The sequence below is a fragment of the Nocardioides terrigena genome (assembly GCF_003047265.1).
In the GTDB taxonomy this organism is placed as follows: Bacteria; Actinomycetota; Actinomycetes; order Propionibacteriales; family Nocardioidaceae; genus Nocardioides; species Nocardioides terrigena.
Genome location: NZ_PZYY01000005.1, coordinates 137,441 through 158,052 on the forward strand (window position 1 = coordinate 137,441; position 20,612 = coordinate 158,052).

Sequence of the window (20,612 nt, forward strand, 5' to 3'; positions counted from 1 at the left end):
CGAGAGGGGCGTGCCGGAAGACGTGCGGCACTCGAGGCAGGCTAGGTGTGACACAGGTCACTGGCAAGGGGGACCGGGTGTCACATGAGTAGCCTCGGGCGGTGACCACCGTCCGGCGCGCGGCGCCACCCCGCGTCGACCGGCGCGCGGTCCTCGTCCTCGTGGTCAGCGGGGTGGCCGCCTGTGCGGTCGTCGAGCGGCCGGTTTCCACCGACGACCCCGAGGAGCAGCCGATGGCCGACCGACTCACCTACGGCGACGACGAGTCCCAGTGGGCCGACCTGCGCCGCCCCGAGGGCGCCGGTCGCGGCGTCGTGGTGATCATCCACGGCGGCTTCTGGAAGGCGGAGTACGACGCGTCGCTGGGCGAGCCGCTGGCCGCCGACCTGACGGCGCAGGGATGGACGACGCTCAACGTGGAGTACCGCCGGGTCGGCAACGGCGGCGGCTTCCCGGCCACCTTCGACGACGTGCACGCCGCGATCGAGGCGCTCGCGGGCACCGACGTCGACACCACCACGGTGGTCACGCTCGGCCACTCGGCCGGGGGGCACCTGGCGACCTGGGCGGCCGCCCGAGGGCGCTTCGAGGAGTGGCCCACCACGGTGCCGGTGACCCACGTCGTCTCCCAGGCCGGCGTCGTCGACCTGACCACGGCGTACGACCAGGACCTCGGCGGCGGCGCGGTGGAGGCGCTGATGGGCAGCGCGCCCGACAGTCCCGACTACGAGCTGGCCGACCCGATGCGCCACGTCCCGCTGGATGTGCCGGCGTGGATGGTGCACGCCGCCGACGACCCGGTCGTGCCGATCAGCCAGTCGCGAGACTACGTGGCCGCGGCCCGCACGGCTGGCGCGGAGGTCGAGGTCGTCGAGGTCGAGGGCGGCCACTTCGGGGTGATCGAGGTCGGGTCGCCGGCGTGGACGGACATCGTCGCGGTCCTCGACGCCATCGCCTGACGCGCACGCCGCAGGCAGCTCGCGAGGCCCGGCACGAACGCCACGCCCGACGCCCGTCCCTGCGCCGCGAGCTGCCCGAGCGGTGCGGGATAACCTCCCCGATGTGCCCGCCCGTCTCCGTGTCGCCGACCCCGCCGCCGTCGCGGCGGCCCTCGCCGCCCGCGGCGCGGCCGACGACAAGCTGCTGGTCAAGCACTTCCTCGCCGTCCTGTCCGAGCGCGCCCCCGGCAACTCCGTCGAGGTCCGGGTCCCTCCCGTCGCGGCGGTCCAGGTGATCCCCGGGGTCCGGCACACCCGCGGGACGCCCCCGGCCGTCGTCGAGACCGACCCGGACACCTGGATCGCCGTCTCCAGCGGTGAGCTCACCTGGCACGAGGCAGTGGCCAGCGGCCGCGTGCTGGCCAGCGGCGAGCGCACCGACCTCACGGCGTACCTCCCCCTCACCACGAGCCCGACGAACACCACGAGCCCGACGAACCCCCCGACCCGCACCCCGAACGAGGACTGAATGGACATCCGCTCCCTCGGCTTCCGTACCGACCTGCGCCTGCTGGAGATGACCGGCAGCGAGATCGAGGACCGCGGCACCCACCTCGTGGTCCGGACGCCTGCCAACCCGACGTACTTCTGGGGCAACTTCCTGCTCCTCAAGCAGCTGCCCGTCCCCGGCGGCGAGCGCGAGGTGATCGGCGCCTTCCACACCGAGTTCCCGCAGGCCGGGCACGTGTCCATCGGCGTCGACGGCACCGAGGACCTCACCGAGGCCCTGCAGCCGTTCGCCGCAGCAGGCATGGAGGTCGACGTCGGGACCGTTCTGACCACCGGCACCCTCGTCGCTCCCCGGCCGGTGGCCGAGGGCGTCGTGGTCCGCCCCCTCGAGAGCGACGACGACTGGGAGGGCCGGGCACGGCTCAGCCACCACCTGTGGTCGCAGACCGACGAGGCGACGTTCATGACCTACGCCCGTCGCAAGAACGACCAGGAGCGGGGTCTCGTCGCACGCGGCCTCGGCCGGCGGTACGGCGCGTTCGTCGGCGACGAGCTGGTCAGCACGGCCGCCGTCTTCGTCACCCACGCCGGCATCGCCCGCTACCAGAGCGTCGAGACGCATCCCGACCACCGACGTCAGGGCCTGGCGGCCGCCGTGGTGCACGCGGCGGGCGAGCACGCGCTCGCGGCGTACGGCATCGAGGTGCTGGTGATCGCCGCCGACACCGACGGCGACGCGATCCGGATCTACCGCCGCCTCGGCTTCGCCGATGTCGAGCGGCACAACACCCTGGAGCGCCGCGAGGAGGGCTGGGCCTGATCCCCGGGGGTCGGTGCGTCCTACTAGGGTGCGGGCCATGACGATCGACATCCGCGCCCGCCTCGCCGAGGTGCTCCCCGGCATCCGCCAGGACCTCGAGGACCTGGTCCGCATCCAGTCCGTCAGCGCCGACCCGGCCCGCGCCGGCGAGGTCGAGCGCAGCGCCGAGGCCACGCGCGACCTCTTCGCCGCCGAGGGCTTCGAGACCGAGATCGTCCGGGCGTACGACGGCGCCCCGCCCGCCGTCATCGCCAAGAAGGCCGGCCCGGCGGGCGCCCCCACGGTGCTGCTCTACGCCCACCACGACGTGCAGCCGGAGAACGACCACGCCGACTGGGACTCCCCGCCGTGGGAGCCCACCGAGCGGGGCGACCGGCTCTACGGCCGCGGTGCCGCCGACGACAAGGCCGGCATCGCCGCCCACCTCGGCGCGGTCCGCATCTTCGTCGACGAGCTCCCGGTCAACCTGGTGATGTTCATCGAGGGCGAGGAGGAGGTCGGCTCCGACACGCTCGTCGAGCTGCTCAACACCTACAAGGCCCGTCTCGAGGCCGACGTCATCGTCATCGCCGACTCGGGCAACTGGGACATCGGCGAGCCCGCCCTGACCACCAGCCTGCGCGGCCTGGTCCGCATGGACGTCGAGGTCCGCACCCTGACCCACGCCGTCCACTCGGGCATGTGGGGCGGCCTCGTGCCCGACTCGATCATGGCCCTGAGCCGGCTCATCGCCAGCCTCAACGACGACGCCGGCAACGTCGCCGTCGAGGGCCTCTTCTCCGGCCCGGCCGCCGACGTGGAGTACCCCGAGGCCCGCCTGCGTGCCGAGTCCGGCGCCGCGCCCGGCATCGAGTGGATCGGCGAGGGCAGCGTCGTCGAGCGGCTCTGGACCAAGCCGTCGATCAGCATCACCGGTCTCGACGCCCCCAAGGTCGAGGGCGCCTCCAACACCCTGGTGCCGGCCGCCCGCTGCCGCATCAGCATGCGCATCGCCCCCGGCGACACGACCGCCAACGCGGTCGAGTGCCTCCAGCGCCACCTCGAGAAGCACGTCCCCTGGGGCGCCACCCTCGACACCACCGTCGTCGACACCGGCGAGGCCACCCGGATCAACGCCACCGGCCCGGCGTACGACGCCGCGCGCAACGCCTTCGCCGAGGCCTGGGACGGCACCGCGCCCGTCGACATGGGCGTCGGCGGGTCGATCCCCTTCATCGCCGAGTTCCTCGAGGCGTTCCCGCAGGCCAGCGTGCTCGTGACCGGCGTCGAGGACCCCGACACCCGCGCCCACGGCGCCAACGAGGGGCTGCACCTCGCCGAGTTCGAGAAGGTCGTGCTCGCCGAGGCGTTCCTGCTCCGCAACCTCGGCGCCTGACGAGACACTCCTTGGAAGTTGACAGTTCTACTGTCATAGTGGGCGGCGGTCCTGGGAGGGACCTCCGCCCCGGGAGGCTGCCGGGGCTGCACCGGATCGGGTGATCCCGCGATGAACGCACCGCACCCCGCCCACACGCCCACCACCACGAGCACCCCCGCCGGCAGCGACGTCGTCCCCACGACACTGCCGCTGGACCGTCGACGCTTCCTCGGCTACGTCCTCGCGGGGTCGACCCTCGTGGCCGCCGCCGACCTCGGGGGAGCCGCACCGCCGGCCGCCGCCGAGATCCCGACCCCGCCGCAGATCCCCGAGCTGTACGACCTCAACGACATGCTCACGGACGCGGCGAGGCCGACCGCCAACCTCATCACGGTGGTCATCCGCGAGGACGGCACCGCGACCTTCGCGCTGCCGCGGATGGAGGTCGGCCAGGGCATCACCACCTCGACGGCGATGCTCATCGCCGAGGAGCTCGACCTGCCGCTCGACAAGGTCGAGGTCACGCTCGCGCCGGCGCGCCAGGAGCTGCTGTTCAACCAGCTCACCGGTGGCTCCAACACCACCATCTCGACGTACACCCCGATCCGGGTGGCCGCCGCGGTGGCCCGCGCCGCGCTGCTCGACGCCGCCGCGATCGTCCTCGGCGACACCGTCGCCGGCCTCGTGGCCAAGGGCGGCGTCATCACCGCCCCCGACGGCTCCTCCGTGACGTACGGCGAGCTGGCGGCGCGCGCGGCCAGCCCCACGACCGTCGAGGTCGAGGTCCAGCTCAAGGACGAGGCCGACTTCGCCGTCGTGGGCACCCCGACCAACCGCGTGGACGCCCTCGCCGCCGTGACCGGGCAGAAGGACTACACCACCGACCTGCAGGTCGAGGGCGCCCTCCCGACGATGGTCTGCCGGGCCCCCACGCTCAACGGCACCCCCGTCCGGGTTCGCAACCAGGACGCGGTCGAGCAGCTGCCCGGCGTGACGCACGTGGCCACGGTCAGCACCGGGGTCGCCGTCCGGGCCGAGACGTTCGGCCAGTGCATCGACGCCGTCCGCGCACTCGACGTGGAGTGGGCCGACGGGCCGGTCGCCGGGGAGAGTGACTCGACCATCCTGCGCAAGCTCCGCTCGGCGCAGCTGCCGATGCCGGCCCTGCCGCCCAACCCGCTGGCCAGGACCGTCGGCGGGGACTTCACGTTCTACTTCCGCAGCAACTCCGCGATGGACACCAACTCCGCCATCGCCGACGTCCGCGACGACGGCGCCACCATCTGGGCCGGGCTCAAGTCCCCGATCGTCGCGCAGCAGCGGATCGCCGAGAAGCTCGGCATGCGGCCGGACCAGGTGACGGTCAACGTCGTCACCGCGGGCGGCTCCTTCGGGCGCCGGCTGTTCTTCGACGCCGCGCTCGAGGCCGCGGAGATCTCGCAGGCGATGCGGCAACCGGTCAAGCTGATGTGGCACCGCGCCGACGACGCGCGCGTCGGTCGCGGGCACCCGATGGGCACCTGCCGGGTGCAGGCCGTGGTGCTCGGCCAGGAGGTGCTCGCCTTCAACCAGTCGCTGACCTGCGTGGAGACCGACTTCCGCCACGGGCTCGGCGAGATCATCACCGCCAAGGCCGCCGACCTGCCCGGCGGCCTCGGCAACCAGGGGTTCGCGCAGACGATCTTCGCGCTCACCCAGGAGGTGCCCTACGACTTCGGCGCCGTCACCCAGACGATCATCGAGACCGACGACCGCTTCAACACCGGGTCGATGCGCAACATCTACTCGCCCGACGTCCGCGTCGCCGGCGAGCTCGTCGTCGACCAGATGGCCGCGAAGATGGGCCTCGATCCCTACGAGTTCCGCCGCAAGTTCCAGCGCAACGAGCGCCTGCTCGCCGCCCTCGACAAGGTGGCGGAGGTCGGCGAGTGGGGCAGGCGGATGCCGGCCGGCACGGCGCAGGGCATCGCGATCCACAAGGAGTACAAGGGCGTCTCGGCGTGCCTCGTCGAGATCGACTGCCGCCCGCAGACGACCGGACGGCAGATCGGCGAGGCGGTCACCGGGCCGCGGGTCACCAAGGTGACGTACGCCGTCGACGTCGGCCTCGCGATCAACCCGCGGGGCCTGGAGGCCCAGATGCAGGGCGGCATCAACGACGGCATCGCGCTGGCCCTCACCTCGAGCCTGCACCTGCGCGACGGCCACTTCCTCGAGGCCAGCTGGGACAACTACTTCTACACGCGCCAGTGGAACACCCCGCCCGAGGTCGAGGTGATCGTGATGCCGTCCACGGAGAAGCAGCCCGGCGGTGCCGGGGAGGCCGGCGTCGCGGCGACCTTCGCGGCGGTGGCCTGTGCCTACGCCCGGGCGACCGGGACCGTCCCGACGTACTTCCCGATCAACCACAAGCAGCTCTCCTTCGAGCCCAAGCCCTTCGTCCCGCCGATCCCCGAGTCGCCGACCAACGGCCTCGACCTGACCTCCTGAGGAGCCCCCGCATGCCTCTCCAGACCTTTGTCCTCAACGGCAAGACCGTCACCGTGGACGTCGCCGACGACGTCCGGCTGCTGTGGGTGCTGCGCGACCGACTCGGCGTCACCGGCCCGAAGTACGGCTGCGGCATCAACGTCTGCAAGGCCTGTACGTCGCACATCAACGGCAAGGCGTTCAACCCCTGCGCCGTCCCCGTCGGCCGCGTCGGGCCCGACGACGAGATCACCACCATCGAGGGGCTGCCCGAGCAGGTGGAGGCGCCCCAGCGCGGCCCGAACGGCCTGCACCCGATGCAGGAGGCGTGGCTGGACCGCGACGTCGCCCAGTGCGGCTACTGCCAGCCGGGCCAGATCATGGCCGCCGTGGCGCTCGCCAGGAAGGTGCGCGAGGAGGGTCGCGAGGTCACCGAGTCCGACCTCGACACCATCCGCAACATCTGCCGCTGCGGCACCTACACGCGCATCCGCGAGGCCATCGTGGACGGGGCCGCACGGATGTAGGTGCCGGGCCCGTAGAATCCATGCGTGCCCACGCCGACGAGCAAGCGCAAGGGCGGTGACGGCCGTCTGACGGCTGCCATCGACCCCCACGACCAGGGCCCCCAGGACGCGTGTGGTGTCTTCGGGGTCTGGGCGCCGGGGGAGGACGTCGCCAAGCTCACCTACTTCGGGCTCTACGCGCTCCAGCACCGGGGGCAGGAGTCCGCCGGCATCGCCGTGAGCAACGGCCGCCAGATCCTCGTCTACAAGGACATGGGCCTGGTCTCGCAGGTGTTCGACGAGTCGACCCTCGAGTCGCTCAAGGGCCACGTTGCGGTCGGTCACTCGCGCTACTCCACGACCGGCGCCAGCACCTGGCACAACGCCCAGCCGACGTTCCACCCCACCGCCACCGGCTCGATCGCGCTGGCCCACAACGGCAACCTCATCAACACCCCCGAGCTGGCCCAGATGGTCGTCGGCGCGGAGGGCGGTGAGCACCTCGACCTGCAGATGCGGATGCCGCCCGCGTCCACCAACGACACCTCGGTGGTCACCCAGCTGCTCGCGCACCACCCCGGCCAGACGGTCGAGGAGCGGGCCGCGGACCTGCTCCCGCAGATCCAGGGCGCCTACTCCTTCGTCTGGATGGACGAGCACACGCTGTACGCCGCCCGCGACCCGCAGGGCATCCGGCCCCTGGTCCTCGGCCGGCTCGAGCGGGGCTGGGTGATCGCGTCCGAGACCGCCGCCCTCGACATCGTCGGTGCGTCGTTCATCCGCGAGATCGAGCCCGGCGAGATGGTCGCCGTCGACGAGGACGGGCTGCGCACCCAGCAGTTCGCCGAGCCGGCGCCCAAGCACTGCCTCTTCGAGTTCGTCTACCTCGCCCGCCCGGACACCCTCATCACCGGCCAGCGCGTGCACAGCGTCCGCGTCGAGATCGGCCGCAAGCTGGCCAAGGCGTTCCCCGCCGACGCCGACCTGGTGATCCCGGTCCCCGAGTCCGGCACCCCGTCCGCGATCGGCTACGCCGAGGCGTCCGGCATCCCCTACGGCATGGGCCTGGTCAAGAACTCCTACGTCGGCCGCACCTTCATCCAGCCCAGCCAGACGATCCGCCAGCTCGGCATCCGGCTCAAGCTCAACCCGCTGCGCGACGTCATCGAGGGCAAGCGGCTCGTGGTCGTCGACGACTCGATCGTGCGCGGCAACACCCAGCGCGCGCTCGTGCGGATGCTGCGCGAGGCCGGCGCCCGCGAGGTGCACGTGCGGATCAGCTCGCCGCCGGTCAAGTGGCCCTGCTTCTACGGCATCGACTTCGCCACCCGGGCCGAGCTGATCGCCAACGGCCTCACCACCGACGAGATCTGTCGCTCGATCGACGCCGACTCGCTGGGCTACATCAGCCTCGAGGACCTCGTCGAGGCCACCTCGGTGCCCAACGACGACCTGTGCCGCGCCTGCTTCGACGGGGTCTACCCGATCCCGCTGCCCGAGCCGGAGCGCCTCGGCAAGGGCATCCTCGAGCCCTCGGCCGACCGCGTCGCGCTGCCCGTGCTCAACAACCCCTGACCACTCGCCGTACCCACCCCCGCAGGAGCGACGTGACCCACCCCGTGCCGCCCACCGACCAGCAGGGCGCCTACGCCGCCGCCGGCGTCTCCATCGAGGCCGCCGACCTGGCCATCGAGCTGATGAAGGGGTCGGTCGCCAAGGCGACCCGCCCCGAGGTGATCGGTGGCCTGGGTGGCTTCGCCGGGTTGTTCGACGCCTCGGCCCTCACGAGGTACGAGCGCCCGCTCCTCGCCACCTCCACCGACGGCGTGGGAACCAAGGTCGCGATCGCCCAGGCGATGGACGTCCACGACACGATCGGCTTCGACCTCGTCGGCATGGTCGTCGACGACCTGGTCGTGTGCGGCGCCGAGCCGCTCTTCATGACCGACTACATCGCCACCGGCCGGGTCGTCCCCGAGCGGATCTCCGCCATCGTCAAGGGCATCGCCGACGCGTGCGTCGTGGCCGGCTGCGCGCTCATCGGCGGCGAGACCGCGGAGCACCCGGGGCTGCTCGAGCCCGACGAGTACGACGTCGCGGGCGCGGCCACCGGCGTGGTCGAGGCCGACCGGCTGCTCGGCCCCGGGCGCGTGCGCCCCGGTGACGTGGTGCTCGCGATGGGCAGCAGCGGCCTGCACTCCAACGGCTACTCGCTGGTCCGCCACGTGCTCCTCGGCGCCGGCGGCCCGGGCTGGTCCCTCGACCGGGACGTCGACGTCCTGGGCCGGACCCTGGGTGAGGAGCTCCTCGAGCCCACCCGGATCTACACCAAGGCCTGCCTCGACCTCGCCGCCCAGACCGAGGTCCACGCGATGTCCCACGTCACCGGTGGCGGCCTCGCGACCAACCTCGAGCGGGTCATGCCCGTCGAGGTCTCGGCGACCCTCGACCGGTTCACCTGGTCGCTGCCGCCGGTGTTCTCGCTGGTCGCCGAGGCGGGCGGCGTGTCGCGGGAGGACCTCGAGTCGACGCTCAACTGCGGCGTCGGCATGGTGGCCCTCCTGCCGGCCGACTCCGCGGACCGGGCCATCGCCGTCCTCGACGGCCACGACATCCCCGCCTGGGTCGCCGGCGAGGTCTCCAGCGGCGGCGAGGGGCGCGTGACGCTCACCGGGGACCACCGCTGAGGGGCGTTTCGTCACATTGTCGGGAAATCGCGGTGCCCCGGCGTGCGGGAACAGCCAGGTAACAGGTAGCGTTGTCCTCACGAGAAATTCTTGAGACAGCCCGGGAGCCTTGGTGCCCCGGCCGATTTGCGAGGGGGCTGACCCTATGGGGCGCGGCCGAGCGAAAGCCAAGCAGACGAAGGTCGCCCGCGACCTGAAGTACCGCACTCACGAGACGGACTTCGGGGCACTCGCCAGTGAGCTTCACGGCGACAGCGGCAAGAAGGACGAGCAGGTGGACCCTGAGGTCCTCGAGAAGTGGTCCGACGTCATCGAGACCTCGCGCGACTGACTCGCACACCCGGTCACGCTGACCGGGCGGTTCCTGCGTCGTACGACGCGGTGATCGGGCGGTTCCGTGCGCCTGCACGGCGCTGACCGGGCACTTGCGTGCACGTGTGAGGCGGTGACCGGGCATGGGTGTGCGCGTGCAGCCCGGTGAGCGGGCACTTCCGTGCGTCTGACGACGACCGGGCACCCCCGGCAACAGCCTGGAAGTGCCCGGTCGGCGTTGGTCAGCGCGCAGGAAGTGCCCGGTCGGTCAGGGGAGCCAGACGGAGCGCAGCCGGCCGACGTCGCGCATGCGACGCTCGGCGAGCCGGTCGGCCGCGATGGCCGGCGCGACCCCGTCGGCGGCCGCGAGCTCGAACACGGCCTTGGTCGTGTCGAAGATCCCGGTCGCCCGCGACTTCGCGCGCTCGAACGAGAATCCCTCGAGCTCGTCGGCGACCTGGATCAGGCCGCCGGAGTTGACGCAGTAGTCGGGCGCGTAGAGGATCCCGCGCTCCTCGAGCTGCTTCTCGACGCCCGGGTGGGCGAGCTGGTTGTTGGCGGCTCCGCAGACGACCTTGGCCGAGAGCACCTCGACGACCTCGTCGGTGAGGGCGCCGCCGAGCGCGCACGGGGCGTAGACGTCGAGCGGGCTGGCGACGAGCTCGTCGGTCGACCCGACGGCGGTGACGGACTCGTGCTCGGCGACCAGCGCGTCGACCGAGGGCTGGTGGACGTCGGTGATGACCACCGAGGCGCCGTCCTCGACGAGGTGGCGCACCAGGTGGCGCCCGACCTTGCCGACGCCCGCGACGCCGACGGTCCGGCCGTGGAGCGTCGGGGCTCCCCAGACGACCTCGGCGGCCGCCCGCATGCCCTGGAACACGCCGTACGCCGTGAGCACCGAGCTGTCGCCCGCGCCGCCGTGGGCGGTGGTGCGGCCGGTGACGAAGGAGCACTCGCGCGCGATGTGGTCCATGTCGACGGAGAAGGTGCCCACGTCGCAGGCGGTGTAGTAGCGCCCGCCGAGGGACTGCACGAAGCGGCCGTAGGCGCGCAGCAGCGCCTCGGTCTTGAGGATCGCGGGGTCACCGATGATGACCGCCTTGCCGCCGCCGAGGTCCAGGCCGGCCAGCGCCGCCTTGTAGGACATGCCGCGCGAGAGGTTGAGGACGTCCTCGATGGCGTCGTCGGTGCTCGCGTAGGGGTAGAAGCGGGTGCCGCCGAGGGCGGGACCGAGCGCGGTGGAGTGGATGGCGACGATGGCCTTGAGGCCGGTGGCCCGGTCGTTGCAGAAGACGACCTGCTCGTGCTCGCTGCCGAGGTCGAAGACGTCGACAGGGGGTTGTCCAGACATGGGTGCTGTCCTTCGGTGCGTCGTGGCGGTCGCGGGGTGGTGCGACCCTTGTCGTGACGGTCGCGTGGGTGGTGACCGCCGTCACCTCGAAGGTTAGTCCGACTCGCGCATGATCACGATGTCGCCGTGCGTGCCGTAGCCGAGCAGCCGTCCGCCCGCCCGGACGCCGTTGAAGGCGACCATCAGCCAGCGGTCGTCCACGCGGGCGAGGGTGGGCCACGGGATGTTCGTCGGGTACGGCGCGTCCAGCGCGCCGCGCTCGACCAGGTCGGTCCCGAACACGGGGAAGCGCGCCCGCTCGCCCCGACGGCCGTCCCGCCCGTCGCTGGCCAGCACGAGCAGCTCGCCGTCGACGCGCAGCAGGGTGGTCCCCTCGGTGGCCCGACGGTCCGGGGCTGCAGCCACCAGGGTGAGCTCGTCGAGGGACGGGCCGGCCGCGAACGCGGGGTGGAACCGGAAGAACCTGCTCGCACTGACGTAGCCGACCAGCCACCGGTCGCCGTCCCGCACCAGGTGCGGGTCCCACACGGCGACCGACGTGAACCCGTCGGTCGGCAGTGGTAGCTCGGTGGCGTCGAGCACGTGCTCGCCGTGGAGCAGGTCGACCGACGCGTCGACGGAGGCGAGCGTCACCCGCAGCGTCGACGGCTCGATGCGCGAGGCCCGGGTCGTCGGCTGCTCGAAGTCGCCCCACGTGCTGGTCGCCACCAGCCACCGGTCACCGTCGCGGACCACGTGGGTGGCGTGGTCGCCGTACACGCCCGGCCGGTCCGGCCGCCGGAAGAACAGGTCACCGGTGTGCCGCAGCTCCAGGGTGTCGGGGGACAGCCGCCAGAGGCTCGTGTGCCCGCTGTCGAAGAAGCCCGGACCGGCCGAGGTCGCGCTCAGCCAGAGGTCGCCCTCGTCGAGCAACGGGGTGCCGTCCGCGTGGCTGACGAGCCGGAGGTCGCGCAGCCCCAGCTGGCCGAAGCCGCCCGCCACCGACGGCCGGGCCGGCAGCTCGACCTGCAACCCGGCCAGGGCTGCCTCGTCGTGGAGCAGGGCGACGGCGACGTCGTCACGCAGGTCCCGGCGGGCTCGCGCGACCCACGCGCCCTGCTCGCGCGACCAGGCGGTCAGGTGGGTGCCGGTGAGGGTCAGCCCCAGCTCGGTCGGCGCCTCGGTCCGAGCCATCCGCCGGCTCCGGTGCTCGCTCGTGGTGCCGTCGACCGTGACGGCCAGCGCCAGCGATGCGCCGTCGTACGACAGGCCCAGCCGCACTCCGGGGAGGTGCAGCGCGAGCGCCGTCGGTGTCGTGGGGGAGTCGAGGGTCGTCGTCGCGGCGACGTACGGCGCGAGCGCGGGCAGGGCGTGCAGCCCGCCCTCGTCGGTGGTGATGCGGGCCCGCGACGCCAGGTCGACCGGGCGCAGGCGACGCACGATCTCGAGGCGGGGCAGCACCGGGCGATTGTCGCAGCCGGTGCCGCCCCGCCCCGGGAGGGTCGGTGCAGGGAGGCGGATCAGCCCAGCGTCATCCGCGGCTCGCCGCCGACGAGCCCGGTGCCGGCGATGGTGCACTTCCCGCTGCGGACGGTGCCGCCGTTCCACGCCTGCCGGACGCACGACCGGGTGGCCATCTGCGCCCAGTAGTTCGGGTGCAGCGACTCCTGGATGTAGTACGGGCTGGCGGAGCCGCAACAGGTGGAGACGGTGCGGATCTGGTTGATCCACTCGGTCTGGTCGACCGCGCCGGCCTGGGTCCAGGAGGACAGGCCCTTCTCCTCGTAGAGGCCCACGGTGTTCTCGCAGAGCCGGCGGCCGTTGAAGGCCGACGACAGGTCGAGGGTGCGCACGTTGGTGAGGCCCGAGTCGTTCGCCCCGCCGAGGACGGCGCCGTTGATCTTGGGCAGCGCGGTGGCGTTGGCCCAGTCGGCGTCGCGGTTCCAGAAGCCGCAGCCGCCCTTGCTCATCCGGGTGTAGCCGGACTCGGAGTAGCGGAAACCGGACGAGCTCGGCAGCGGCGAGGGGTAGTTCTGGACGAGCAGCGTCCACGCGTTGTCGGCGTACCCGGCGTTGCGCATCGCCGTACGCACGTTCTGCAGGGCGGTCGCGATGGCCGCCCGCTTGGCGGCCACGGCCGACGCGGTGAAGTTGCTGGCGACCGACGAGTCGTCGTTGCAGTAGTTCTTGGCCCAGGTGGGGGAGGTCAGCCAGTTGGTCACGCAGGTCTGCACGATCGAGGCGAAGTTGAAGTCGTTGCCGCCGATGGAGACCGAGACGAGCTTGACGTTGTGGGTGGCCGCGAAGCCCTGGAGGGCCAGCGCCTGACCCTGCCGGCCGTTGCTGTTGTAGAAGTCCAGGCCCGGCTTGAAGTTGCCGTTGGAGTCGGTGAAGGTCGTCGTGCGCGAGCCCGAGCAGGCGAGGTTCATGCCCAGCGTCCCGGCACCGATGTGCGCCTGCGCAGACTTGCTGCGGTGGCAGCGGTTGATCTGCTCGCCCGTGTTGGTGGCGTTGTCGAAGTACGCCGTCCCGCCGAGCGCGTCGGCGCTCGCCGTGGACGTGTTGGAGCTGCCGGCCCAGCGCCCGGCCTCCCCGCTGATGTAGGAGTCGCCGAGGGTGACGACCCACGGGGTGCCCTGGCCGGGGCCGTCGGCCAGCGCCGGAGCGGCGGTGGTGGTGACGGCGAGGCCGGAGGTGAGCAGCGCGAGCACGCTCAGCACGAGCGCGCGAGGACGCGAGAAGTTCATCGTTCTCCTGACGGTGTGGGTGGAGGGTGCCGGCCCCACACCGGCGATCGGAGTCTTGTGGCGCCCGTCACACCTGTCAACGAGCGTCAGGTGAAAACTGCTGCGACGACGATCAGCCCTCGAGCACGGACGCGGGCAGCTCGATGCCCGGCACGATCTCGACCAGCAGGTCCCGCACCCGCGCGTCGAGGTCGGCGACGATCGCGCGGACCGTCTCGTCGTCCTGGCCGCCCGGGTCGGCGACCGGCCAGTCGCGGTAGGTCACTCCCGGGACGAAGGGGCACTCCTCGCCGCAACCGAGGGTGATCGCCATGCTGCTGGCGGCGATGGTGTCCCGGGTCAGCAGGGTGGGCTCCTCCCGCGAGGTGTCGAGCCCGAGCGACGCGAGCGCCCGGGCCACCTCGGGGTGGATGTGCTCACCGGGCTGCGTGCCGGCCGACAGGGCGGTGACCCGGCCGCCGGCGTAGTGCTCGGTCAGCACGCGGCTGATCACCGAGCGTCCGCCGTTGCGGACGCAGGCGAAGACGACCTGCGGGGTCGAGGTGTCGGTCATCGGGCATCTCCTGCGGTGTCGGGGTGGGGGGTGGTGTTCCGGAAGAAGCGCCGGGCCCAGAGGCTCACGTAGACGAGGCCCACCAGCACGGGGACCTCGATGAGGGGCCCGACGACGCCGGCGAGTGCCTGCCCCGAGGCGACGCCGAACACCCCGATCGCCACCGCGATGGCGAGCTCGAAGTTGTTGCCGGCGGCGGTGAAGGAGACGGCGGTGGCGCGGCCGTAGTCGAAGCCGAGGGCGCGGGTGAGCACCATCGAGCCGCCCCACATCAGCACGAAGTAGGCGAGCAGCGGGAGCGCGATGCGGACCACGTCGAGCGGCTGGCTGGTGATGGTGTCGCCCTGGAGGGCGAAGAGCAGCACGATGGTGAAGAGCAGGCCGTACAGCGCGGCGGGGCCGATGCGCGGGAGGAACGTCCCCTCGTACCACTCCCGCCCCCGGGCCCGCTCGCCGAAGGTGCGGGTGAGGTAGCCGGCGAGCAGCGGGATGCCGAGGAAGACCAGCACCGACCGCGCGATCTCCCACATGGAGACGTCCAGGTCGGACTGGGCGAGGCCGAGCCAGCCGGGCAGGAGCTCGAGGTAGAAGTAGCCGAGCAGCGCGAAGGCCAGGATCTGGAAGATCGCGTTGATGGCGACCAGGATCGCCGCCGCCTCGCGGTCGCCGCAGGCCAGGTCGTTCCAGATGAGCACCATCGCGATGCACCTCGCGAGGCCCACGATGATCAGGCCGGTGCGGTACTCCGGGAGGTCGGGCAGCAGCAGCCAGGCGAGCGTGAACATCAGCAGTGGCCCGATGACCCAGTTGAGCAGGATCGAGGTCGCGAGCATCCGCCGGTCGTGCGTGACGTGGCCCAGCTCGTCGTACCGCACCTTGGCCAGGACCGGATACATCATGATCAGCAGCCCCACCGCGATCGGCAGGCTGACCGAGCCGATCTCGACGGCGGCCAGTGCGTCGTCGAGGCCGGGCACACCACGCCCGAGCAGGAGGCCGAGCACCATGGCCAGGCCGATCCAGACCGGCAGGAACCGGTCGAGGGTCGAGAGGCGTTGGAGGACGGCGTCGTCGGGACCGGGCGAGGGCTCCTCGCGGACGACGTCGCTCATGCGTCCACCGTCGTCCGCGCGTCGGCGGCGAACAGGCCCGCCAGTGCGGCCATCGCCTCCGGACGCGCGATGTAGTAGACCCACGTGCCGCGCTTCTCGCGGTCCACGAGCCCGGCCTCGTGCAGCACCTTGAGGTGGTGGCTGATCGTCGGCTGCGAGAGGTCGAAGTGGGGGAGTAGGTCGCACACGCAAGCCTCGCCGCCCTCGTGCGACAGCACCAGCGACAGCAGCCGCAGCCGGGCCGGGTCGGCGATCGCCTTGAGCATCGGGACGACGGTCGCGGCCTGGTCGACGGTGATCGGCTCGCGGGACAGGGGCACGCAGCAGGTCAGCGGATCGGCGCCCGGGGGGACGAGGCCGTCGGAGCAGGAGTTCGACATGCGTCAATGTTGACACACATCGATATGCGGCGGCGCTGAGGGTCGGGAGGTGGCTACGGTGGGCCCATGGTGCTGGAGGTCGACGTCGTCGTCATCGGCGCCGGTCAGGCCGGCCTGGCCACGGCCTACCACCTCCGCCGGGCGGGCCTGCGCCCCGGCCGCGACGTCCTCCTCCTCGACGCCGACGAGCGGCCGGGCGGGGCGTGGCGGCACATGTGGGAGGGGCTCCGGCTCTTCTCGCCGGCGGCCTACTCCTCGCTGCCCGGCTGGATGATGCCTCCGTGGGACGACGCGACCCGGGGCTTTCCCCCGCGGGACCACGTCGTCGACTACCTGACGCGCTACGAGCAGCGCTACGACCTCGACGTACGACGCCCGCACCGGGTCCGCTCGGTCGTGCGGGAGGCCGGGGGTGACCGGCTGCTCGTCCATGCGGACGGGCTCGACGTCGCGGCCCGTGTCGTGGTGTCGGCCACCGGCACGTGGACCCAGCCCTTCTGGCCGGTGTATCCCGGCGCCCGCGACTTCCGGGGGCGGCAGCTGCACGCGGCGCACTACCGGCGCCCGCACGACTTCGCGGGCCGGCGGGTCCTGGTGGTCGGCGGGGGCAACTCGGGTGCGCAGGTGCTCGCCGAGGTGTCCACCGTGGCCGACGCGACGTGGTTCACCACCCGGCCGCCCCGCTTCCTGCCCGACGACGTGGACGGCCGGGCGCTCTTCGCGGCCGCGACCGAGCGGATCGAGGCGTTGCGACAGGGGCGCGAGCACCCGGGGGTCGGCGGGCTGGGCGACGTGGTGATGGTCGAGAGCGTGCGCGCCGCCCGCGACCGGGGAGTGCTCGTGGCCCGGCCGATGTTTTCCCGCCTCACCGCCACCGGCGTGGTCTCGCCCGACGGTGCGACCCACGACGCCGACGCGATCATCTGGTGCACCGGCTTCCGCCCCGCCCTGGGCCACCTCCGGGGGCTGGTCCCGCGCGAGGCGGGCGGCCGGATCAGGGTCGACGGCCCGAGCGGGACCCGGGCCGTCGCCGAGCCACGGCTCCACCTGGTCGGCTACGGCGACTGGACGGGGATGGCCTCGGCGACCCTGATCGGTGTCGGGCGGTCCGCCCGGGCCACCGCGGAGGAGGTCGTCGGGACCCTCCGGCCCTGACGGGCCCTCAGTCGTCGGCGGCCGCGTCCCGCGGCGTGGCGCCCAGCATGAGCAGGGCTGCGGCACCGGCCACGAGGGCGAGCACGAGGAACGCGGCGGCGTACGACCCGAGGCCGGCGGCGAGCGCGGCCCCGGCGAAGGGCGCCAGGGCGGAGGCCAGCAGGGCCGGCGCGGTGAGGATGCCGTTGAGGGTGCCGTAGGCGCTCGGCCCCCAGCGGTCGGTGACGGCGGTGGCCTGGACGAGCGTGTAGACCCCGCGCGCCACGCCGAGGACCATCCCGATGCCCACGAGCAGTCCGGCGGACGCCGGCGCGAGCGCCAGCGCGGCCGTGGCGGCGGCGACCGCCGCCACGACGAGGACGGCGCGCGAGGTGACCGAGGTCCGGGCGGCGAAGCGGGCGTAGGCCAGCCGGCCCGCCACCTGGCCGACCCCACCGAGGCCGAGGGCCAGGGCCGCGGCGTTGCGGCTCATCCCCTGCTCCACGAGCATCGGGACGAGGTTGATCACCACCGCGAAGACCGCCAGGGCCACCAGTGCGTTGGCGAGCGCCAGCAGGACGAACGGCCTGCTGCGGACGGTGGTCGGCACGGTCGGCACGGTCGGCACAGCGGGCGCGGGGCGGGTGGCGACGGCGGTGCGACCGGTGGTCCGCCAGGGGTGGTCGAGCCCCCACCAGTGCAGCGGCACCGTGATCACGACCAGGGCGGCGAGCAGGACGAGGTAGGCCTGGCGCCACCCGAGCGCGTCGTCGAGCGCCGACGCGAGGGGCGCGAAGACCGTGCTGGCGAGGCCGGCCACCAGGGTGAGGGTCGTGAGCGCCCGCACGCGTCGTACGCCGCCCCAGTGGGTCAGGGCGGCGAACGCCGGCGGGTAGAGGGTCCCGGCCATGGCCGCACCGGTGACGACCCACCCGGCGTAGAAGACGGTGAGGTCCGGGGCCAGCGCGACCATCGAGAGGCCGGGTATGGCGAGCAGCGACGCACCTGTCATCACCCGGCGCGGACCCACCGCGTCGAGGTGGCGACCCACCCACAGGCCGACGCCGCCGGCGACCAGCTGGGAGACCGAGAAGGCTCCGGTGACCGCCATCGCGGACCACCCCGTGTCGGCGGTGATGGAGGACTGGAGGGCGGCGAAGGCGTAGTAGAGGCAGCCCCACGACACGATCTGCACCGTGCTGAGCACGGTGACGACGCGCCGCAGCCCGACGTCGTCGAGGGCGTCGGACTGCGGCGCAGCGGTGTCGGGGAGGGTCATCGCCCCGCGGTCACTGCCCGGACGGGCGACCGATGGTCACGAGCTCCGGGCCGGACGTCGCAGCGCTGCAGCACCCGCCACCCACCGCGGTGTCCGCGAGGGCGTCGGGCGCGTCGAAGGCCCCGGCCCCGTTGCACACGCCGGTCTCCGGCAGCACCAGCTCGACGCGTCCGGCCGCCTCGAGGTCGCCGTCCAGGGCGGCGACGACCGACCGCACCTGCTCGAAGCCGGTCATCGCGAGGAAGGACGGGGCGCGGCCGTAGGACTTCATGCCGACGAGGAACAGTCCCGGCTCCGGCTGGGCGAGCTCGCGATAGCCGTGCGGGGCCACGTCGCCGCAGGAGTGGTGGTCGGGGTGGATCTGGTCGGCGAGGGCACGCGCCGAGCCCAGGGCCGGGTCGAGGTCGAGGCGGACCTCGGAGAGGAACGAGAAGTCCGGCCGGAAGCCGGTGACGACGATGACCTCGTCGACGTCCGTCACCTCGGCGCCGTCCACCGATCGCAGCGTGAGGCGCCCGTCCGGCTGTCCCGCGACCGCCTCGGTGCGGAACCGGGTGACGTGGGTGATCGCCCCGCCGCCGGCCGCCGCCCGGGCCTCCTGCCCGAGCCGGCCCCGCTGCTCGAGCTGGTCGTTGTCGCCGCCGCCGAACGCATCACCGACGCTCGGCCGGCGCAGCAGCCACGAGACCCGGGTGTCCGCGTCGCGCTGGGCCAGCGCGGCCAGGCCGATGAGCACGCCCTGGGCCGAGGCGCCCCGGCCGGCGACGGCGACGTGCTTGCCGGCGTACCGCGCGGCCACGGCCGGATCGGCGAGGTCGGGGATGCCGTAGGTGATGCGTACGGCGTGCTCGCGCTCGCCGAGGGCGGGGTAGCCGTCGGCGCCGAGCGGGTTGGGGGTCGTCCACGTCCCGGAGGCGTCCACCACGGCCCGCGCCAGCAGGCGTCGGTGGCCGGTGCGGTCCTGCACGTGCACGGCGAACGCGTCGGTCTCACGACCGGAGTCGACGAGCAGGTCGCGACCCGCGCGCCCGACGCCGGTCACGCGGGCGTCGTACTCCACGCTCCCGAGGGCGTGGGCGTCGAGCAGCTCGGCCAGGGGGTGGAGGTAGTGCTCGCGCCACTCGCCGCCGGTGGGGTAGGCACCGTCGTCCGGCGCGGTCCAGGTGCCGGCCGCGTCGAGGAGTCGTCGGGCGGCGGGGTCGACGAGCTCGGCCCAGGACGAGAAGAGGCGCACGTGTGCCCACTGCCCGATCGCCGCGCCGGCGTCGGGACCGGCCTCGAGGACGACGACGTCCATGCCGCGCTCGACGGCGTGCGCTGCGGCCGCGAGCCCGACGGGGCCGGCGCCGATGATGACCACGGGGTGCTGCATGGGAGTCCTCCAGATCGTCTGCTTCATCGACGAGCGTCGATGAAGTGACTTTATCGATCGAGATCGATGAAGACAAGGTATCCTCACCGCATGACTTCCGCACCCACCGACGAGCGGCGTACGGCACCGGGCCTCGACAAGGCGGACGCCGAGAGCTACGCCGAGTGGTTCGCCGTCCTCGCTGACCCCACCCGGGTGCGCCTCCTGCACACGTTGTCCACCTCGCCGTCGGGCGCGATGCGCATCGGGGACCTCGCCGAGGCCCTCGGCATCAGCCAGAGCACCTGCTCGCATCACTGCCAGCTCCTGCGCAAGGTCGGCTTCGTGGTGGTCGACAAGGTCGGGACCTCGAGCATGGTGTCGGTCAACGCCGCCTGCTGCACGGGCCTCCCGCACGCCGCCGACGTCGTGATGGGCACGTTGTCGTCGCCACCCTGCTGCCCCGAGGACCTGCCCGCCGACGTCACCACCCGCCCGGTGGAGGACGCCGACATGGAGGCGGTCCTCGTGATCTACGCCGAGGGGCTGGCCACCCGCAACGCCACCTTCGAGACGACCGTGCCCACCGCCCGCCAGATGGCGGCGAGGTGGCTGCCCGGACTCGCGTGGGTGGCCGAGGTCGAGGGGGAGGTCGTCGGCTGGACCGCGGTCGGCCCGGTGTCCTCGCGCGACTGCTACTCGGGTGTCGGGGAGAGCTCGGTGTACGTCGCCGCGTCGGCGCGCGGACGTGGCGTCGGCAAGGCGCTGCTCCATGCGCAGGTCAACGGAGCCGACGACGCCGGGATGTGGACGCTCCAGACCTCGATCTTCCCGGAGAACCGCGCCAGCCTGGCGCTGCACCACTCGGCCGGCTACCGCACGCTGGCCGTGCGCACGCGCATCGCTCGCCTCGACGGGGAGTGGCGCGACACGGTGCTGCTCGAGCGGCGCAGCGAGGTCTGCTGACCGCGGCCCCCGACGTACCGTGCGGCACCAACAGCGAAGCGCCCGGTCGGGACGTGACCGGGCGCTTCGCGTGCGTGTGGCCAGGGGCGGGGTCGAACCGCCGACCTACCGATTTTCAGTCGGTCGCTCGTACCAACTGAGCTACCTGGCCAAGCGCG

The 20,612-nt window shown here is 72.7% G+C and carries 19 protein-coding genes and 1 tRNA gene; 11 read left to right on the forward strand and 9 right to left on the reverse strand.

Going from position 1 to position 20,612, the window contains the following annotated elements; translation table 11 throughout:
• Positions 1-101: 101 nt before the first annotated feature.
• The 9 genes from DAE25_RS12240 to DAE25_RS12280 all read left to right on the forward strand — a co-directional run bounded on the left by DAE25_RS12240 (position 102) and on the right by DAE25_RS12280 (position 9,618).
• Positions 102-959, forward strand: a complete 858-nt coding sequence (locus DAE25_RS12240; RefSeq protein WP_107766482.1) for an alpha/beta hydrolase — start codon at positions 102-104, stop codon at positions 957-959.
• Between the two features lie 103 nt (positions 960-1,062).
• Positions 1,063-1,467, forward strand: coding sequence for a sterol carrier family protein (locus tag DAE25_RS12245; protein WP_159083702.1), 405 nt, complete (start codon positions 1,063-1,065; stop codon positions 1,465-1,467).
• The gene (locus DAE25_RS12250; protein WP_107766483.1) at positions 1,468-2,268 is read left to right on the forward strand and encodes a GNAT family N-acetyltransferase; all 801 of its coding nucleotides are present in this window, start codon (positions 1,468-1,470) and stop codon (positions 2,266-2,268) included.
• Positions 2,269-2,305: 37 nt separating this feature from the next.
• Positions 2,306-3,643 carry a dipeptidase gene (locus DAE25_RS12255; RefSeq protein WP_107766484.1) on the forward strand — a complete coding sequence of 446 codons (1,338 nt, stop codon included), beginning with the start codon at positions 2,306-2,308 and terminating at the stop codon, positions 3,641-3,643.
• A 111-nt stretch (positions 3,644-3,754) separates the two neighbouring features.
• On the forward strand, positions 3,755-6,115 hold the full coding sequence (locus DAE25_RS12260) for a molybdopterin cofactor-binding domain-containing protein (protein WP_107766485.1): 2,361 nt from the start codon (positions 3,755-3,757) through the stop codon (positions 6,113-6,115).
• 11 nt (positions 6,116-6,126) lie between these two features.
• Positions 6,127-6,621 carry a (2Fe-2S)-binding protein gene (locus tag DAE25_RS12265; RefSeq protein ID WP_056886914.1) on the forward strand — a complete coding sequence of 165 codons (495 nt, stop codon included), beginning with the start codon at positions 6,127-6,129 and terminating at the stop codon, positions 6,619-6,621.
• Between the two features lie 24 nt (positions 6,622-6,645).
• Positions 6,646-8,175: an amidophosphoribosyltransferase gene (purF, locus tag DAE25_RS12270; RefSeq protein WP_107766486.1), complete on the forward strand. Its 1,530-nt coding sequence runs from the start codon at positions 6,646-6,648 to the stop codon at positions 8,173-8,175.
• 32 nt (positions 8,176-8,207) lie between these two features.
• Positions 8,208-9,287 carry a phosphoribosylformylglycinamidine cyclo-ligase gene (gene purM, locus DAE25_RS12275; protein WP_234411015.1) on the forward strand — a complete coding sequence of 360 codons (1,080 nt, stop codon included), beginning with the start codon at positions 8,208-8,210 and terminating at the stop codon, positions 9,285-9,287.
• A gap of 145 nt (positions 9,288-9,432) precedes the next feature.
• Entirely contained in the window at positions 9,433-9,618 is a 186-nt protein-coding gene (locus DAE25_RS12280; protein WP_056886918.1) for a DUF3073 domain-containing protein, read from the forward strand.
• Positions 9,619-9,867: 249 nt separating this feature from the next.
• Here the strand turns inward: DAE25_RS12280 and DAE25_RS12285 are convergent, their stop codons facing one another.
• The 6 genes from DAE25_RS12285 to DAE25_RS12310 all read right to left on the reverse strand — a co-directional run bounded on the left by DAE25_RS12285 (position 9,868) and on the right by DAE25_RS12310 (position 15,724).
• On the reverse strand, positions 9,868-10,953 hold the full coding sequence (locus DAE25_RS12285) for a Glu/Leu/Phe/Val family dehydrogenase (protein ID WP_107766487.1): 1,086 nt from the start codon (positions 10,951-10,953) through the stop codon (positions 9,868-9,870).
• A 93-nt stretch (positions 10,954-11,046) separates the two neighbouring features.
• Positions 11,047-12,393, reverse strand: a complete 1,347-nt coding sequence (locus tag DAE25_RS12290; protein WP_107766488.1) for a hypothetical protein — start codon at positions 12,391-12,393, stop codon at positions 11,047-11,049.
• A 59-nt stretch (positions 12,394-12,452) separates the two neighbouring features.
• Positions 12,453-13,679 carry an SGNH/GDSL hydrolase family protein gene (locus tag DAE25_RS12295; protein WP_107766489.1) on the reverse strand — a complete coding sequence of 409 codons (1,227 nt, stop codon included), beginning with the start codon at positions 13,677-13,679 and terminating at the stop codon, positions 12,453-12,455.
• Between the two features lie 112 nt (positions 13,680-13,791).
• Positions 13,792-14,232 (reverse strand): arsenate-mycothiol transferase ArsC, encoded by a 441-nt coding sequence (locus DAE25_RS12300; protein WP_107766490.1) that lies wholly within the window; start codon positions 14,230-14,232, stop codon positions 13,792-13,794.
• The gene (arsB, locus tag DAE25_RS12305; protein ID WP_107766491.1) at positions 14,229-15,344 is read right to left on the reverse strand and encodes an ACR3 family arsenite efflux transporter; all 1,116 of its coding nucleotides are present in this window, start codon (positions 15,342-15,344) and stop codon (positions 14,229-14,231) included. Before arsB ends, DAE25_RS12300 begins: the two co-directional genes overlap by 4 nt.
• The gene (locus DAE25_RS12310; RefSeq protein WP_107766492.1) at positions 15,341-15,724 is read right to left on the reverse strand and encodes an ArsR/SmtB family transcription factor; all 384 of its coding nucleotides are present in this window, start codon (positions 15,722-15,724) and stop codon (positions 15,341-15,343) included. The genes arsB and DAE25_RS12310 overlap by 4 nt, the downstream gene beginning before the upstream one ends.
• Positions 15,725-15,790: 66 nt before the next feature.
• Between DAE25_RS12310 and DAE25_RS12315 the strand changes: the two genes are divergently transcribed.
• Entirely contained in the window at positions 15,791-16,879 is a 1,089-nt protein-coding gene (locus DAE25_RS12315) for an ArsO family NAD(P)H-dependent flavin-containing monooxygenase (protein ID WP_107766493.1), read from the forward strand.
• Positions 16,880-16,886: 7 nt separating this feature from the next.
• On the opposite strand, the gene DAE25_RS12320 is transcribed toward DAE25_RS12315, so the two are convergent.
• The gene (locus DAE25_RS12320; protein ID WP_107766494.1) at positions 16,887-18,137 is read right to left on the reverse strand and encodes an MFS transporter; all 1,251 of its coding nucleotides are present in this window, start codon (positions 18,135-18,137) and stop codon (positions 16,887-16,889) included.
• 10 nt (positions 18,138-18,147) lie between these two features.
• Positions 18,148-19,536: an FAD-dependent oxidoreductase gene (locus DAE25_RS12325; protein ID WP_107766495.1), complete on the reverse strand. Its 1,389-nt coding sequence runs from the start codon at positions 19,534-19,536 to the stop codon at positions 18,148-18,150.
• Positions 19,537-19,599: 63 nt separating this feature from the next.
• Between DAE25_RS12325 and DAE25_RS12330 the strand changes: the two genes are divergently transcribed.
• The gene (locus tag DAE25_RS12330; protein WP_107766496.1) at positions 19,600-20,454 is read left to right on the forward strand and encodes a helix-turn-helix domain-containing GNAT family N-acetyltransferase; all 855 of its coding nucleotides are present in this window, start codon (positions 19,600-19,602) and stop codon (positions 20,452-20,454) included.
• Positions 20,455-20,531: 77 nt separating this feature from the next.
• Here DAE25_RS12330 and DAE25_RS12335 read toward each other — a convergent pair.
• Positions 20,532-20,605, reverse strand: a tRNA-Phe gene (locus tag DAE25_RS12335).
• Positions 20,606-20,612 lie beyond the last annotated feature (7 nt).

Bases quoted from the DNA above. Each gene is read 5' to 3' on its own strand.
- DAE25_RS12250 (WP_107766483.1), top strand. From the start codon at position 1,468: ATGGACATCCGCTCCCTCGGCTTCCGTACCGACCTGCGCCTGCTGGAG.
- DAE25_RS12320 (WP_107766494.1), bottom strand. From the start codon at position 18,137: ATGACCCTCCCCGACACCGCTGCGCCGCAGTCCGACGCCCTCGACGAC.
- DAE25_RS12260 (WP_107766485.1), top strand. From the start codon at position 3,755: ATGAACGCACCGCACCCCGCCCACACGCCCACCACCACGAGCACCCCC.
- DAE25_RS12310 (WP_107766492.1), bottom strand. From the start codon at position 15,724: ATGTCGAACTCCTGCTCCGACGGCCTCGTCCCCCCGGGCGCCGATCCG.
- arsB (WP_107766491.1), bottom strand. From the start codon at position 15,344: ATGAGCGACGTCGTCCGCGAGGAGCCCTCGCCCGGTCCCGACGACGCC.
- DAE25_RS12280 (WP_056886918.1), top strand. From the start codon at position 9,433: ATGGGGCGCGGCCGAGCGAAAGCCAAGCAGACGAAGGTCGCCCGCGAC.
- DAE25_RS12325 (WP_107766495.1), bottom strand. From the start codon at position 19,536: ATGAAGCAGACGATCTGGAGGACTCCCATGCAGCACCCCGTGGTCATC.
- DAE25_RS12315 (WP_107766493.1), top strand. From the start codon at position 15,791: ATGGTGCTGGAGGTCGACGTCGTCGTCATCGGCGCCGGTCAGGCCGGC.
- DAE25_RS12295 (WP_107766489.1), bottom strand. From the start codon at position 13,679: ATGAACTTCTCGCGTCCTCGCGCGCTCGTGCTGAGCGTGCTCGCGCTG.
- DAE25_RS12255 (WP_107766484.1), top strand. From the start codon at position 2,306: ATGACGATCGACATCCGCGCCCGCCTCGCCGAGGTGCTCCCCGGCATC.
- DAE25_RS12330 (WP_107766496.1), top strand. From the start codon at position 19,600: ATGACTTCCGCACCCACCGACGAGCGGCGTACGGCACCGGGCCTCGAC.
- DAE25_RS12265 (WP_056886914.1), top strand. From the start codon at position 6,127: ATGCCTCTCCAGACCTTTGTCCTCAACGGCAAGACCGTCACCGTGGAC.
- DAE25_RS12285 (WP_107766487.1), bottom strand. From the start codon at position 10,953: ATGTCTGGACAACCCCCTGTCGACGTCTTCGACCTCGGCAGCGAGCAC.
- DAE25_RS12300 (WP_107766490.1), bottom strand. From the start codon at position 14,232: ATGACCGACACCTCGACCCCGCAGGTCGTCTTCGCCTGCGTCCGCAAC.